This is a genomic window from Herpetosiphon giganteus (assembly GCF_016907925.1).
Classification (GTDB): Bacteria; Chloroflexota; Chloroflexia; order Chloroflexales; family Herpetosiphonaceae; genus Herpetosiphon; species Herpetosiphon giganteus.
In genome coordinates this window covers 1-15337 of sequence record NZ_JAFBCZ010000005.1, presented here as the reverse complement: position 1 = coordinate 15337, position 15337 = coordinate 1, and the positions used below count along the sequence as shown (strand labels likewise).

Here is a 15337-nt window from a genome sequence, read left to right as displayed (position 1 = left end):
TAGTCACTCCTTACATTCAACACAAACTCAATCCTGAACACTGGTTTCATCAGCAAATGTTAGGCCCTTGGCGGCCAACGCCTCGCGCAACTGGTGGATGCCTTTTGGCCCCATGCCATGCAGTTTGCCAAGCTCACGGGTGGTCACTTCAGTCAACTGGGCCAAACTCGTGTAGCCAGCATGCAGCAAGGCTCTATAGGCAGGTCGGCTCAGCTTAGCTGGAAAGTCATCGCTCGGTTGATCAGCTGCGTTCATCGGCCAAGTTCCTCCATTGCCAATAAAACAAATGTTCTATTTCAGTATACTCGCTTACTTCAAAAAGTCAAGTAGCAATTGCATAAAAACAAGCGAATATTTGAGCTACATTTGGCTATACTAGCAATAGATTCTTGCGTGGAGTGAAGTATGATCAAGCCATTATTGTTAAGTGTCGATAGCCAGCCACTCTATCAACAACTCTATCAACATTTGCGCCAAGCGATTTTAACTGGCGAGCTTAAGCGCGGCATGCAATTGCCCTCAAGCCGCAGCCTCGCTAGCCAACTCAGCCTTTCGCGTAATACGGTGCTGAATGCCTACGAACAATTAATCGCTGAAGGCTATCTCGAAAGTTATAGTGGCCAAGGCACATTTGTATCGAGCAACGTACCTGAGCTTGATTTACCAACGCTGCAATCAAATAGCCCAGCAAATCCTAGCCAAACCCAACATCGCTTAGCTGACCATGCCTTAGACCAAATTTACGCGCCGCAGATGACCGACAACGCAACCAGCGCGCGCTTAATCGGCCAACCACTCAGCTCGGGCATTCCAGCGATCGCCGATTTCCCGAGCGGCTTATGGCAACGGCTGCAACATCAACAAATTCGTCATTTAGGCAAAGCGAGCCTAGGCTATCAAGATGCCAAAGGCTATGCGCCGTTACGCGAGGCCATCGCCAAGCACATTGCACTAACCCGCCAAGTGCAATGCAGCCCTGAGCAGATTTTGATTACAAATGGGGCGCAAGCAGCGCTCAATTTAGCCATTCATGGCTTGCTCAACCGCGGCGAACAGGTTTGGATGGAAGATCCTGGTTATTTGGGCGTGCGCGGGGTCTTATTGGGGGCTGGGGCGAGCATTGTGCCAGTGCCAGTCGATCACGAGGGCTTGCAGGTGGCCAGCGGCATTGCGCTTGCGCCCCATGCCCGCTTGGTGTATGTCACGCCCTCACACCAATTTCCGCTTGGCAGCACGCTGAGCCTCAGCCGCAGGTTGCAGCTTTTGGAGTGGGCCGCCCAGCAACAAGCCTACATTCTTGAAGATGATTATGATAGCGAATATCGTTACGCTGGCCGCCCGATTGCCTCGCTCTATAGCCTTGATCAAGCAGAACGAGTACTCTACGTTGGCACATTCAGCAAAGTGCTGTTCCCTGCTTTGCGAATTGGCTACCTGGTTATGCCGCCAAATTTGGTCGAGCCGTTCACGCTGTTGCGGCGCTTGGCCGATGTGCATACGCCATTGATTAATCAAGCTACCTTGGCCGAATTTATCAATGCAGGCCATTTCAGCCGCCATCTTCATCGCATGTGCCAACTCTATGCTCAGCGCCGCGATTATATGCTGCAATTGCTGCGCGAACTTGGCTTAGAAGTGAATGCACCGCCTGCGGGAATGTATTGCACGGCGTGGCTCCCAGAAGGCATAAATGCGCAAATGGTAACAAGTTTAGCGGCACAACGCGGCCTGATGATCGAGAACGTCAATCATTTTGCGTTGCGGCCACTCAGTCGCCAAGGAATTTTGCTTGGCTATGCAGGCTTTAGCTTCGAAGTTATGCGGGCTGGAATCGAGCAGCTTGGCCAGATTTTGCAGCAATTGCAAACTGGTACCATTAACTGATCAACAATTGGCACTGGTAGCAATCACAGCCATTGCTAGAATAGAGCTATCGAATTTCTTTTGTGTGAGGTTTCTAGCAATGACAGCTCGCTTAGATTATATGGCAACCGTTCCTGAAGCCTTTAAACCGTTATTAAAATTGAGTGACCTTGCGCACAACAGCGGCTTAGAGCCAGCGATTGTCAACTTAATTGAAATTCGCGCTTCGCAAATTAATCGTTGTGGCTACTGCCTCGACATGCATACCAAAGATGCCCGCAGCGCTGGCGAAACCGAGCAACGCATCTATGGGCTGAATGCATGGCGCGATACGCCCTACTACAATCAGCGCGAACGCTTGGCGCTTGAATTAACCGAAGTGCTGACTCAAATTGCCCAAAACCACGTTGCCGACGAATTCTATCAACGCTTGCTTGGCGCATTTAGCGAAAGCGAATTGGTCAAATTGGTGACGGCAATTAGCACAATCAATATGTGGAACCGCTTTGCAATTACCTTCCAAAGCGACCCTGGCAGCTATAAGCCAGAGCATTTTGTGGCCCAAGCAGCCTTAGAAAAAACCCATTAGATTTAATTCCCCCCGACCCCCTCTCCCACTGAACGCGGGCGAGGGGGAGCAGCCGTGTTTACCGACGCATTGCCGAAGAACCACCGTAAGCTCTGGAGATGCTCCAGCAGCGGCTCAAAACGACGTTTTTACCAACGAATCAGGCCAGAACCACGATATTAAAGCCCCTCGCCCGCCGCGTGGGAGAGGGGTTGGGGTGAGGGGATCTTAAACTTGATCGTCAAAACTTGGCAGATCGCTCTGGGCTGTTGCTTGATCGAGCGCATCCCAAAGCACATCGATAGTGCGCCGAGCCTGAGGCTGATCGTTGGGCGAAACAGAGGTGTTTGAACGCGGCAGATTGCTGGCTTTTGCGCGTAAATTAACTTTATAGCGCCGTGGTTCGCCAGCAAGCAACAACAAATATTGCTGTTCAAGCAGCGCTGTGAGTGCTTGCTGAATTTCAAGGCTGCTGAAGGCTTGCGCATCGGGCAATGCAGCCAGTGCCTCGCCAAGCTTCGCCTCATCAACCTCGCGCTGGCGCAAAATTGCTCGAATCAGGCTGCGTTCGGCCAAGCTCAAATCCTGAAGCTCCAAGATGCTCAGGCCAGCATGGATTTCGTCGGAATGCTCCATACTCACTCCACGGTGATCGCTGATTCCAATTAGTTCGTTTGGTCAGGCGGGCGACGATCGCGACGTTGGCGGGCTTCCCGTGCTTTTTCTTGCAAATTACGGAAGAAATCGCTATCAACAATTTCATCAACTTGCTGCTTGCGCTTGCCCTCATCAACAATAATTTGCAATTCGGCAACCTGTTGGCGCAATTTGTTCTCCCGTTCGCGCACTTTATCGACCATCATGGCAAAGACGCTGGCAAGCGTCGCAACCTCGTCGCGCAAGCCGCTGCTGCTTTCGGGCACTTCCGAGCTATAATCGCCATTGCTAATTTGGGTGGCAACCGCAGTTAAGCCAATAATCGGGCGCGTCAGGCGGTGAGCAATCAAATAAACCGCAATCGCCAAGAGCGCAGTCACAATCAAAAAGCCTGGAATTAACGTTTGGCTAATTCGATTGCGCACAGCAGCAACTTCGGCCACACACATATCAACCCCAACCGCGCCAACCGTCTCGCCTTTGGCATTGTAAATCGGCGCAGCACCGGCAATCCATTCGCCCCATTGATCGGTCGATGGATTGGGATCGATGCTTGGTTCGCGCAAGCCACGCGCCATATCGGGCGTAAAACCGCCAGCCGCCGTGAATGCAGCATTAATCAGCGGGCGGGTATCGGGCCGAATTGTACAGCCAGCGCTTGATTCGCTGGCCAACGCTTGTTCGCGGGCGGTTGGCGCTTGGCCAGGTGGAATCGCCGCGCTCACCACAAAGCGCGCTTGTTCTGGCTCGTTGGGCAATTGCACAAAGCTATAAATACCCGAAGCCTTGGGATTGATCGTTTTGACTTCGCGCAAATAGGCATTAATTTTGAGATAGGTTGGATCATCGATTTGGCCTTGGGTATACAGCGCGCTATGTTCATCACCATCGATGCCAGCGGCGGCAGTTTTGGCAATCGCCATCAAATCGGCTTCAAGCTCTGCTTGGGCATTGTTGGTGGCATAATTCAAAAACCAGATGAAAACTCCGGTTAAAACACTTAAAAACAACAGCGTAAAAATGGCCAACAAACGCCAACGCAGGCTCAAAAAACGGCTTTTGGGTGCTACGGCTGTCATAGAATGCTATTCCTCACCGCAACGACGCAAGCGCGTGCTGCACAAAAGGATTATCGTGATCTAAATAGTAAATATCATGGTAAATCGCTTGCACAATTGCTTGAATTGTCGTCAGCTTCAACGGCTGCTGCTGGCTGGGATAAAAGACTAAGTGCATTGGTTGCGGCGCAATCATCAATTGGCGCGCTGCCTGCTCATCGCTATTTTTAATCACTGGCGGCTCGATATACTCAACTGGCAGGAGCACAGCGCCATTATTAAGATGAAAGCGCAAGCGGGCCTCGCGCTCTTGGCGATCACCTTCATGCAGCCCATCCTCAACCCGCGTAACTTCAGCGCTATAGCCCAAAACCGCAGGGTTGCCGCTATACAAGGCATCGAGCGCCAATTGTTGATGGGTTGCTTGCACCAGCCAACGGCCAATACCCGTGCCGCGCACTTGCTGATCGATGCCAATAAATGCGCCGTGGCCAAAATTGCGCCGATACAGATAGCTGAACATGCGCACCCCAACAGGCTTGCCGTTGTGCTCAATCAGCCACAAATGGTCGAGCGTGGCTGGGTGGCTGCGCGAAAATGGCTCTGCATACATCGCCAAAAATGGCTCATAATGGGCCAAATGCGGGAAAATCGTGGCAAATAAGGCTTGAACTAGCCCTATTTCGCTGGCTTCAGATCCCAAAATAGCTCGTAGCTGCATGCCCTTGGGCGCATCGCGATTGGCTTGCGGAGGAATCATTGGCCAACGCACGCTATCTTGCAACTTATGCCACAATGGCTCTAATTCGCCAAACTGAGCTAAGCGCGCCTCAGAACTCGATGCCATCGAGGACGCTCCTTCGCCGAGAGCGCGACAGTCGCCAGTTCAGCAGACTTTTATCGTAGACATGGCGGATGCGCCAAGCGGCCCACAAGCCAACAGCCGTGGCCAGCACTGCAAAACCAAGATACAGCAGCGTGCTCAACGAAGCGGCTAGCCCACCAAGCCAGCTTGGCAACAAAATGAGGCTGATCGCCCCGCAGCCAACGATTGTCGCGAATGAATAACAATAGCTATCAAGAAAAACGCTGACACGCCCGCGCCGCTCGTCGGGAACAATACTCTGCACCGATTTGCGCAAGGGTTCGTCCCAGCCAGTTTGGGCCAAACGCGCCCCAAAACGGCCAATCAACCCGCCAATCAGTGGTTGCGCCAAAGCTCCCAGAATGCAAAGCAACAGAACGATGGGCAGCGCGATAAAGGCCTGTTTGGGGCTAGTTTTGCTGAGCAACCGCCCAGCCAACAGCCATTGAAACAACAAAAGCACCAGCACAAACCCCAATTTGTAGAAGCCATACAGTTGCTGAAAGCGCAACGGATCGGCGGCCACAATCTGGTCAATGCTGCGCAAAAAGTGAAATTCGATCACCGTCAAGGCCAAGCCAGTTGTAAATAATACCAGCGCGAGCAAGCGAAACAATGGCACATGGCGAATCACATCCAACCCAGTATTAAAGGTCGCACGAATCGATTCGCGTTCACTTTTGCTTTGGCGCGCGCGCAATTCATAGCGCCGAAAAACCAGCCAAACGAAGCTAATCGCTAAAAAGCATAAGCCAGCGCATACGCCCAAAACCAAACTCGTGTTGTCTTGGTCGTTGCCAACCAGCCATGTGGCGATCAGCGCTGCCAGGCCGTTGCCCAAAAGGCTGCCGATGGTCGCGCCTGCACCAAGCAAGGGAAACAAACGCTTCGCCTCAGAAGTAGCATAAATATCATTGGCTAAGGCCCAAAAGGCCAAGGGGAAAATGGCATATTGCTGTTCGTTGAGGATCGATAAGGCTGGATAAAGCAGCCAGGCAGGAGCTTTGAACCAAAATAGCGCCAACAGCCCCAGATAGCAAGCCCCAAAGCCAGCCAATAAGCGTTGAATCAATTTGACCCGCTCAGTTCGATCAACAATCAGCGCATAGCTGCCAGCAGCAACAATCGTCAGCAACATGCCAACTGGCCAAAGCCACAGGAGTTGTTCGGTGCCAAGGCTGCTAATAAAGCCCGCCATGGCCACCACATCGGCCAGTTCGAGCACCAAGGTATTCAAGGCCAACAAGCCCATGAGCGCAAGCACCAAGCGCCATTCTTGCGGTTGGACTTTTAAGCCCTGTTCCAAGCGTTTTAGCATGTAGCTCGCATCCTTTGCGCAAGTACAACAATGTCCGCAGCGATTAAGCGGTCAGGGTTGCAGCCACATTAGTCAACAGTAGGGAGATAGGATGGTCGGGATGGTCGACAACAAAAATATGGGCGTTAGTATCGGTTGCTGGCTGATACTCGGCCAACAATTCGGCGTAGGGCAAAGCTGCCAAAACTGGGCGTTGATAAATTTGTTCGATTTTTTGCTGGACTTCGCGCAAATTATAATGCTCAGGAATTTGGTTGACAACCAGCACCATCTCATCAATGCCAAGCTGCTCGGAAATATCGATTACCACGCCAGTGCCTTGCAGATCTTGCTCGCGCAATTGCAACACAAGCAGCTGAATATCGGAAAAAGCAATTGAAGGCAAGGCGGCAAATTGCACACCCGGCTGGGTATCAATCAACAACACATCCAAGCCCAAAGTATTGATCAATAACTCGAAACTATCGCTAAGCAAGCGAATATCGTAATCGATTGTGCTGTTGCGGGTGGCAAATGGCACAAGATAGAGCTGGCCTTTGAGTGCATGGCGAATGCTCGGGTTAAGCTCAACGGCGGTTGCTTCGATGCCACACTTGCCCCAGAGAAAATCATTTAGGCTATGGGTCATTGCGCTGTCAGCCACGCCAAAAATCGCTTGAATCGAGGGCGAGCTAACATCGCTATCAATAATTGCGACCCGTTGGCCAGCTGCCGCCAAAATCGTCGCAATATTGGCAGTTAATTGCGATTTACCAGTGCCTGGGCGAAACGAATGGATCGAAATAATCTTGGGCATGGATGCCTCGCCATCATTTCACAATTAGACTAAGCGATTGGCGACCGCGCGTAACGATTGGCTTAATGGATGGTCGGGATATTGCAGCACAAAAATGCCAGAGCTTGCCAGCGTCATCATCTCATCGGAGTGCGGCAAGACGGCGGCAACCTCGGCGTTGTAGGTTTTTTCGACTCGGGCCTTGACCTCAGCAAAGTTGAACGAGGTTGGCACTTTATTGACCAATAAAAAGAGCTGCGGCACATCCAATTTATGCGCCACATCAACCGTCACCCCAGTCCCTTGATAATCTTGCGCGTCTGGGCGCAAAATAATAATCAACGCATCGGAGATCGCAATTGAGAGCAAGGTTTCTTCATTCAAGCCAGGGTGCGTATCGATCAACAACACATCGAGATTTAGCTCCTCGACCAAGCGATGAAAGCCATCGTTGAGCAAGCCCACATCGTAGCCTTCGCGCAGCACGCGGGCAATTTCGCCAGCCTTAATGCTCGAAGGAATCAGAAAAATTTGGCCTGCATTCAAGCCCTTGACCTTGGAGCTAACATCGTAGGCCGCTTGCTTGATTTCGCATTTGCCCCACAAATAATCGTTGAGCGAATATTTCATGCTGGCATCGTCCATGCCAAAGAGCACGTGAATGCCAGGCGACATGATGTCGGTATCGATCACGCCAACGCGCCGCCCAGTAGCAGCAATCAGGCTGGCGAGATTAGCAGTTGTGTTTGATTTACCCGTGCCACCCCGAAACGAGTGGATTGAAAGAATCTTCGACATGCGGGTGCTCCTGTAAAATGGCAAGTGCTGGTGTACACGGAGAGGTAATCACATCATAGCCCATGGCAAGCCAATAAGCAACGCGCTTAATAGCTCCTGATATAGTATCTTTTGCCTATATCAAGAGCTTCAAATACTAAATCCCATAAGAGTGATGATAACGGTTATAAGGCTATGATGTTTTTACGCTCTAAAAAATGTAGCTAAATTAGCAGATCTAAATAGATCAAGGATGACAGACTTGACTACAGGAACCGATACGGAGTTACCGAATTGTCGATAGGCTAGGCTATCTTTGGGGTGAAGTTTAAAGGAATCAGGAAACCCTTGTAAACGAGCACATTCGCGTGGGGTGATCCGACGAATACGATTCTTATGCACCACGCCTATTTTATGCGCATCACTACTAACCAACGTAATAGAAACACTGTCAGGATCTAAGAATTTAAAAACCTCAAACGACATATTTCCTGCTACTGGGTTAAAACGACCATTAACCTCTTGCAAATAGCGCTTACTTATGAGCGATTGTATAATTGTTTCGAGATTCTCATGATCAAAAAAAGTTTTAATTTGCTCAATTGTTAATTTTTTACCATCCTGGGTAGCGCCAAATTGTTTTTTTCTACGATTTGCAATTAATGCATTCATAAATTCAATCTCTTCTAAACTACATTCGCCTTTAATTCCAATTTCCCAAGAATGAATGGAATTACCATTACGATAATCGATTAATCTCTTACCATTGAGATCAGATGGGTAATTAACAAATTTTAATAATTTATTAATAAAATCAGTAGAGCAGTCATATTTATCAATTGGATTATCTTCTAAAATATCTTTTACTAGCATTACCTTCTGTGTTTCAAATAAATTAGCTTGGGTTGATAATTTTTTAAACTTATGTGAATCAGTAGCTCCAATATGAGAATTAATCGTCAATACTGGCTGATCTTGATCAATCCCAACAATATATACTCGTAGACGATTTTGAGGAACCTGAAAATTTGAGCTATTTAAAATCAAATAAGTTACACCATAATTTAATTGATGAAGTTTTTGTAAAATAGTTTTAAAAGTTCTTCCTTTATCATGGGTTGTCAATCCGCGCACATTCTCTAGCAAAAAGCCTTTAGGTCTATAGGCTTTTAATATTCGCTCAATCTCAAAGAAAAGCGTGCCACGCGTGTCGCCAAAACCTTTTTGCTTACCTGCATAAGAAAATGGCTGACAAGGAAAGCCTGCTAATAAAAAATCAAAACTTGGAAAATCTTGAATTTGGGCTATATCACCTTCAGGTTGTTCGTCAAAATTCATAACATAGGTAGTTTGAGCATGTTTATCAATTTCTGAAGCTAAAACACATTTAGTATCAATCCCTAATTCTTGCATTGCTTGCTCAAAGCCAAGCCGCATTCCACCAATACCAGCGAATAAATCGATAAAATTAAGCATTGAATTTCTCTTGAATAAATTTTGCCAGCACTGCTATTTCGCCTTCTGAGTAAGCTACAGTACAATCACTATAACGGCAAATAGTTCGAACTGCTGCCGATCGTTCAAAATTACCAGCCCCATCGATAACATAGGCAATCCAATAGTTTTGAGCATGCATACGATTTTGTCGATCGCGCGCTTGACCTGCTTTACGTTCAATTGTACTATTTGTCGTTACCTGAAAACTAACTTCTATTCCTACTTTTTTATCCGCTAACTCTACTAAAATATCAAAAGATGTTTTAGTAGAATCTTGATTACCCAAATCACTTAATAAAATTTTCCCATTACGTGTAATGATATATTCTTTAGGTAGATATTTGGATAAAATACCACAAACGTATGTCTGTGCAATTTGACCAAGGGAATTTGTATTTGCTCCATTCGTAATTCTACTAACGTATAAATATTTTTGTGTAATGTAGGTATCAATAATCTCATTTTTACCTAAGATAGTACCAATTTCGCATTTTTCTAAACCTGCTAAATTGAATTGTTCTGTTGTTGAGCCATAGAGTAAAATCATAATCATATCATAATATAAATTTGATAAGGATTTCTTTTCAACAATTGCTTTTCCATCAATCGCTAATTTTGAATTATCAAGACCTTTAATTGGAAGATTTTTAAATGTATAGGTATATTGTTCCCCTTTGAAGGTATAATTCATATAATATTCTAAAGTAGAATCATCTTGAGGAAAAATTTCTTGAAATTCTTTACCTAGACGTTTAATCATTTCGCCGCCATAATCAGCTAAAACAACAAGATGTTTTAAAAATAGATTAATGGGTATTTTTGCAGCACTGATAACGTCAAATATTTGCTCTGGATGATTTCCTGACAGTTTCAGAGCACTAATAAATAAATCCTGTGATGAGATCAATATAGGCAGTACACTAGCTTCTGCAACAGTAGCAGATAATTCCTGAGGCCACCATTTAATAGCATTGAACTCTAAATCTTCAAAACTGCGTTGATAGTTCAAAACATTCCTCTTTTCAAGAGTAAACCGTGCTTACTCAGAATCTGACGTGTTAGAGATAGCTATATCACTAGATTTATCTTTTAAAGCCACTTGTAGTTTTGGACTAATCAATTGCTGTTTAATAATTAATCGATCTTCCTGCTCTAATTGGGCTAATGCGCATTTTACGGCGGTAAGTGATAAATTACTTTCTCTCGCAATAATGTGTGGGCTTGCAAAATCTTTTTGAGCAAGAACCTTCAAAACACCTTCTAAATGCTCTGGCTTTGGCTTTAACTTAAATGTACCAAACGTCATTTAATCCTCCAGAATAGCGTAATTAGGCCATATTCATTCCATTTGTAAGCTCTTACTATAAACTACTAAATATATTTTAGTCAAACTTTGCCTCCTAAAATCATCCCACAACTGTATCTTTGGTTACATTCGATAGTAGCGCTGTGGGCCTAGAATATGCTGAACACCTCGGTAGAGTGATAGAAAGAAAGGCTGCTATGCTTGAACTTCCTGATCCGCTGGATCAAGCCCCTACCCGTGAATCAATTCAACATTACGTCAATCAAGGCATTATTGATCGTTCGCTGCGGCAACGAGCCTTACAGCTGAGCGGGTTTACGCCCAATGCTCAAGCCTGGGTCAAATTTTTGAATCTGATGTTGTTGGTACTTGGGGCGGGCTTGGCCGTCTGCGGTGTCTTTTTCTTCTTTGCCTTTAATTGGCAAACGATGCATCGCTTTGTCAAACTTGGTTTAGTGCAAGGCGGCTTGCTGATCAGCACGGTTGCGGCCTTGTGGTATGGGCTTGAGCGCATCGAAGGCAAAATTTTGCTGACCGTCAGTGCGTGTTTGGTTGGCGCGCTGATGGCCCTGTTTGGCCAAATCTACCAAACCGGAGCCGATGCGTACACCCTGTTTTTGAATTGGGCCTTGGTTATCACTGGCTTTGCAATTGCTGGTAATTTTGCCCCGTTGTGGCTGCTCTGGTGGGGACTGTGGAACACCACAATTCTGCTTTACTACGAGCAAACGGGCAGCTATCGCGATTATAACGAGCTATTGCCATTACTCAGCTTCAATGGATTAAGTTTTGCCGTGGTTGAATTTTTGCGTCAACGCAAGCTTGCTTGGCTGCAAACGAATTGGTTTCATCGGGTGCTTGGGCTAGGCTTACTCTGGGTTACGCTGCTGATCAGCCTCAACTTTAGCGAACTCCTTTTCTGGCGCTATGGAAACGAACCAAGCAACAGCTTGCTTTTGCCCTATATTTTGGCAGTTGTGGTGATAGCTGCAATGAGTGCCTATCACTATTTTATTAAATTTGATGGGCTACTCGCCCTGGCCAGTATTGGCACAGTCTGGTTTTTTGTTGATCGCTGGCTGATCGAATGGCTTTCCGATGATTTTGCAATCAGTTTCTTGTTTTTAGGCATGATCATTTTGGGCCAAACAATCGGCTCAATTATTTGGGTGCGTCAACGGCAGCAACTGCAAGGAGGCCAGGCATGAGCACAGCACGTTATAGTATTCGCCAATTATTTGCCGACCTTGCGCTTGATCCACCAGGCTTTGTGCCCGCCGCGCAACCACCAAGCGAATATCCTTGGTATATGCGAATTTTTGCTGGCATTGGCGCATGGTTTGCGGCCTTGCTGTTTATTGGCTTTTTGGTCATTACCCGCATCATCATTAATGAAGTTGGGGCGTTAATTGTTGGCTTGATTCTGTGCACAGTCGCGGTTGGCTTGCATCGCGTCAAAAGTTCATCAACGTTCGTTCATCAATTTGCGCTCGCAACCAGCATTGCAGGCCAAAGTTTAGCGATTATTGGCTGGGTAGTGATGCTTGATGGGTCATACATTGGCTCGGCGCTTGGCGTAATCGTGCTCGAAATCGTTCTGTTTGCAGTGCAACGCGAGTTCATTCAACGCTTGATTTCGACGTTGGCAATTATCAGCGCCATCCATGTGATTGTTGGCGATCTTAGTGGTTGGAGCGAAAATTTCAATTATATCTATTTGCTGTTGAGTTGCTTAATTATCATGTTTGCGGGCTTTCTATGGCTCGACCCAAAAATTCATGCTGATCAGCTTTGGCCAAGTGCCGCACCAATAGGCTATGGCATATTGCTGTTTATGGGCGCATCAAGCATCTTTACCAATGTTGATTGGGATGATCTCGCGCTACGAAGCAATTTTTTTATGCTGCCAGCGCTGGTAGGGATCATCTGCTTAGGCATCAGCATCTGGATGATTATAAATGAATTTGCCTATCAGTTAAACCCAATTGAACTTGGGTCGATCGGCATTGGCTTATTATTTAGCGCCTTTATTGGCTTCAACACCCCAGCAATCATTATTGCTTTACTGATCCTGGTGCTCAGCTATTGGCGCGGTTATTGGGTGATGTTTGGGTTTGGCTGCTTGGTATTGATTAGTGCATTGAGCTTGTATTATTACAATCTTAATATCTCGTTGCTTTACAAATCAATTATTTTATTTGCTAGTGGCTTAACGTTATTGGCAATTCGCGCTGTGGTGCTCAAATTAAATCAAAAGGAAGCGTTATGAGTATTCGGATTGGATTAATTATTCTTAGCTTGCTTGCATGTCTCGGTTTGGTCAATTATAGCGTTGTGCAACGCGAAGAATTAGCGAGCACAGGTCGGGTGGTCTATCTCGAATTAGCGCCTGTTGATCCACGTTCGTTGTTGCAAGGCGATTATATGCGCTTGAATTACGAAACATTTCCGCGCTCGTATGATCAAGCCTTTTCGCCGCGTGGCATCTTGGTGATTACGCTTGATGAGCAGAACATTGGCAGATTCAGCCATTTTGAATATGGTGAGCAACCCTTAGCTGCCAACCAACAGCGGCTTAAATATCGCTCGAATGGCTATGATGTGCAGATTGCAGGCGAATCGTTTTTCTTTGAGGAAGGCACTGGCGAGCGCTTTAACGCTGGCAAGTATGCTGAGTTTCGAGTTAATGCAGCTGGGGATATGGCATTGGTTGGCTTGCGGGATAAAGATTTGCAGCTGATCAAATAATTTTTGCCACCCTTCCGTCCCGCCAGCGGGAGACGCAGGGGGTTTTCAGCCCCCTGCACCCCCAAATATTTACTTAATGGACTGTTGCTGTGATTCTATAACTCCCACACTTCTTACTCTTCGTACTTTCGGTTAACCTAACCTTAGCTCTTCTTCGTGCTCTTTGTGGTTGCCGTTTCTCATCCTTCAGTCCCCAATCCCCAACAACCGATCCCTCAGATTTACATCGCTTCGGCTGGGGCTTGGCTGAGGCTTGGCTCATTGATAGTTGGCGCAGATTCTTGGGTTTGATGGCTTTCCATGGTCATAACTGAGCGCAGACCAAAGCCCAAAACACCCATCGCAACCGTGACAACCCCACCAAGAATGTACCAAATCCGTAGCCCAAACGCATCGGCGATTGGCCCAGCGAGCAATAAGCCAATTGGAGCCATGGCCGTAGCAAAACTTCCCACCAAGGAAAAGACCCGACCCTGCAATTCAGGAGCAATCACGCCTTGGATCATCGCGCCAAACGAGCCATTGACGATTGGCAAACTCAGGCCAACCAAGCCGTTCATCACAATCGCACCCCAAATCAACGAATTTGGCATGATGCCCAGGAACAGCGTAAATGCCCCAAGCAATACAAGACCAAACAAGGCGGTGACGATGCGGCGCTTGAATCCGCCCCAGACGCTGAGCAAAACCCCACCCAGAATAATCCCAATCGAGAGCGCTGCTTCCATCCAGCCCAACTCGCTGGCTCCACCACCAAAAATTTTGGTCACCAAGAGCGGCAACAATGAACCAACAGGCGTGATAACCAAATTGATCACGCTAACCATGATTAAGCTAATCAACAAGCCGCGCCAGCCAATCACATAGGCAAAGCCTTCGCGCATATCTTGCCAAAAAGTGACAGTCCGGTTGGCATCGCGTTGGGGCTGAGGAATCCGCACAAACAGCAAGGGCAAAATGGCCAACAACGCCGTAATTACGTCAATTGACAAGACTGCTTGCAAGGGAAATGTGGCAACCAGCCATGCTCCTAACGGCGCAGCGACAATATTCATGCCGCCATACAAGGCTTGGTTCATGCCTTGAACGCGAGCTAAATGGGTTTTTGGCACCAACAGCACCGTTGAAGCACCCATCGCGGTGGAGTGGAAACGCTCACAGACTGAGCGTAGCAATAAAGCAACATAAATCTGCCAAATTGCATCCGAGCCTTGCCAGAAGAGCAACGCCAAGCCAATCGTCACCAACATCGAGCAGGCATCGGCTACCAGCATAATAACTTGGCGATTCATGCGGTCAACCCATGTGCCAATAAATGGCGAGAGCAGAACCGCTGGCAACATGGCCATCAATGAGGCAAATGCCAAGGTGGTGGCCGAGCCTGTGCGTAAGGTCAAATTCCAAATAATCGCGAATTGAACCAATTGACTGCCAATTAATGAACAAACTTGGCCCAGCCAAATACTAAGAAAGCGCCCGAGCCAAGGTGATGATGATTGATCGTGCATTGCTAGCTCCTGTGGTTGAAACTAGCCACACTATAGTTGGCTCAGGCCACAATCGGCAGCCCGCAAAAGGTGTATCTTGGATATGTAGCCAGAATCGGGCTGATGATGGGTCATTTGCCAAGCCCTACACCTTTTGGCGTGGAGCAAGCCAATGCCCTTTGATCGAGCTGATCAAAGGGCGTTTATAAATGCTTTCTTGCATGCACTTGGCATTCGTTAGGGATAACCTGTTGAATCGAAGGGCTAGATTTACCATGGTTCGCCACCCTTCCGTCCCTCCGCCGGAGGGAAACGCAGGGGGTTTTCAGCCCTTTCGGGGGTAGGTTTTTAAGCATTAAGGAATGACGCATCAGCGAACCTGCGGTATGATCGGGGTGTCAAGAACCAATCAAGCACC

Annotated in this window: 16 protein-coding genes; 5 read left to right on the top strand and 11 right to left on the bottom strand. The window is 47.4% G+C overall.

The window, feature by feature from the left end:
- Nucleotides 1-27: 27 nt before the first annotated feature.
- On the bottom strand, nt 28-255 hold the full coding sequence (locus tag JOD20_RS05780) for a helix-hairpin-helix domain-containing protein (protein WP_204754352.1): 228 nt from the start codon (nt 253-255) through the stop codon (nt 28-30).
- Between the two features lie 150 nt (nt 256-405).
- Between JOD20_RS05780 and pdxR the strand changes: the two genes are divergently transcribed.
- Both pdxR and JOD20_RS05770 read left to right on the top strand, forming a co-directional pair.
- Complete coding sequence (gene pdxR, locus JOD20_RS05775; RefSeq protein WP_204754351.1) at nt 406-1884, top strand: MocR-like pyridoxine biosynthesis transcription factor PdxR; 1479 nt, start codon at nt 406-408, stop codon at nt 1882-1884.
- 79 nt (nt 1885-1963) lie between these two features.
- On the top strand, nt 1964-2452 hold the full coding sequence (locus JOD20_RS05770; RefSeq protein ID WP_204754350.1) for a carboxymuconolactone decarboxylase family protein: 489 nt from the start codon (nt 1964-1966) through the stop codon (nt 2450-2452).
- Nucleotides 2453-2659: 207 nt separating this feature from the next.
- Here JOD20_RS05770 and JOD20_RS05765 read toward each other — a convergent pair whose 3' ends face one another.
- From JOD20_RS05765 to JOD20_RS05725, 9 genes are all read right to left on the bottom strand, one after another.
- Nucleotides 2660-3067, bottom strand: a complete 408-nt coding sequence (locus JOD20_RS05765; RefSeq protein WP_204754349.1) for a hypothetical protein — start codon at nt 3065-3067, stop codon at nt 2660-2662.
- A gap of 29 nt (nt 3068-3096) precedes the next feature.
- Complete coding sequence (locus JOD20_RS05760) at nt 3097-4167, bottom strand: HAMP domain-containing protein (RefSeq protein WP_204754348.1); 1071 nt, start codon at nt 4165-4167, stop codon at nt 3097-3099.
- Nucleotides 4168-4180: 13 nt separating this feature from the next.
- A complete protein-coding gene (locus tag JOD20_RS05755) occupies nt 4181-4993 on the bottom strand; it encodes a GNAT family N-acetyltransferase (protein WP_204754347.1) in 813 nt (270 codons plus the stop codon).
- On the bottom strand, nt 4977-6329 hold the full coding sequence (locus JOD20_RS05750; RefSeq protein ID WP_204754346.1) for an MFS transporter: 1353 nt from the start codon (nt 6327-6329) through the stop codon (nt 4977-4979). Before JOD20_RS05750 ends, JOD20_RS05755 begins: the two co-directional genes overlap by 17 nt.
- 43 nt (nt 6330-6372) lie before the next feature.
- Complete coding sequence (locus tag JOD20_RS05745) at nt 6373-7125, bottom strand: MinD/ParA family ATP-binding protein (RefSeq protein ID WP_204754345.1); 753 nt, start codon at nt 7123-7125, stop codon at nt 6373-6375.
- A gap of 24 nt (nt 7126-7149) precedes the next feature.
- Nucleotides 7150-7902, bottom strand: coding sequence for a MinD/ParA family ATP-binding protein (locus JOD20_RS05740; protein ID WP_204754344.1), 753 nt, complete (start codon nt 7900-7902; stop codon nt 7150-7152).
- A gap of 183 nt (nt 7903-8085) precedes the next feature.
- Nucleotides 8086-9357, bottom strand: coding sequence for a DNA cytosine methyltransferase (locus JOD20_RS05735; RefSeq protein WP_204754343.1), 1272 nt, complete (start codon nt 9355-9357; stop codon nt 8086-8088).
- On the bottom strand, nt 9350-10387 hold the full coding sequence (locus tag JOD20_RS05730; protein WP_204754342.1) for a hypothetical protein: 1038 nt from the start codon (nt 10385-10387) through the stop codon (nt 9350-9352). Before JOD20_RS05730 ends, JOD20_RS05735 begins: the two co-directional genes overlap by 8 nt.
- Before the next feature lie 30 nt (nt 10388-10417).
- Nucleotides 10418-10684 carry a hypothetical protein gene (locus JOD20_RS05725; RefSeq protein WP_204754341.1) on the bottom strand — a complete coding sequence of 89 codons (267 nt, stop codon included), beginning with the start codon at nt 10682-10684 and terminating at the stop codon, nt 10418-10420.
- A gap of 197 nt (nt 10685-10881) precedes the next feature.
- Here JOD20_RS05725 and JOD20_RS05720 point away from each other — a divergent pair, with 197 nt between their 5' ends.
- The 3 genes from JOD20_RS05720 to JOD20_RS05710 are packed head-to-tail and all read left to right on the top strand — an operon-like array spanning nt 10882 to nt 13432.
- Complete coding sequence (locus JOD20_RS05720) at nt 10882-11892, top strand: DUF2157 domain-containing protein (protein WP_204754340.1); 1011 nt, start codon at nt 10882-10884, stop codon at nt 11890-11892.
- Complete coding sequence (locus tag JOD20_RS05715) at nt 11889-12953, top strand: DUF4401 domain-containing protein (protein WP_204754339.1); 1065 nt, start codon at nt 11889-11891, stop codon at nt 12951-12953. Before JOD20_RS05720 ends, JOD20_RS05715 begins: the two co-directional genes overlap by 4 nt.
- Nucleotides 12950-13432, top strand: coding sequence for a GDYXXLXY domain-containing protein (locus JOD20_RS05710; RefSeq protein ID WP_204754338.1), 483 nt, complete (start codon nt 12950-12952; stop codon nt 13430-13432). Before JOD20_RS05715 ends, JOD20_RS05710 begins: the two co-directional genes overlap by 4 nt.
- Nucleotides 13433-13653: 221 nt before the next feature.
- Here the strand turns inward: JOD20_RS05710 and JOD20_RS05705 are convergent, their stop codons facing one another.
- Nucleotides 13654-14940: an MFS transporter gene (locus JOD20_RS05705; RefSeq protein ID WP_204754337.1), complete on the bottom strand. Its 1287-nt coding sequence runs from the start codon at nt 14938-14940 to the stop codon at nt 13654-13656.
- Nucleotides 14941-15337 lie beyond the last annotated feature (397 nt).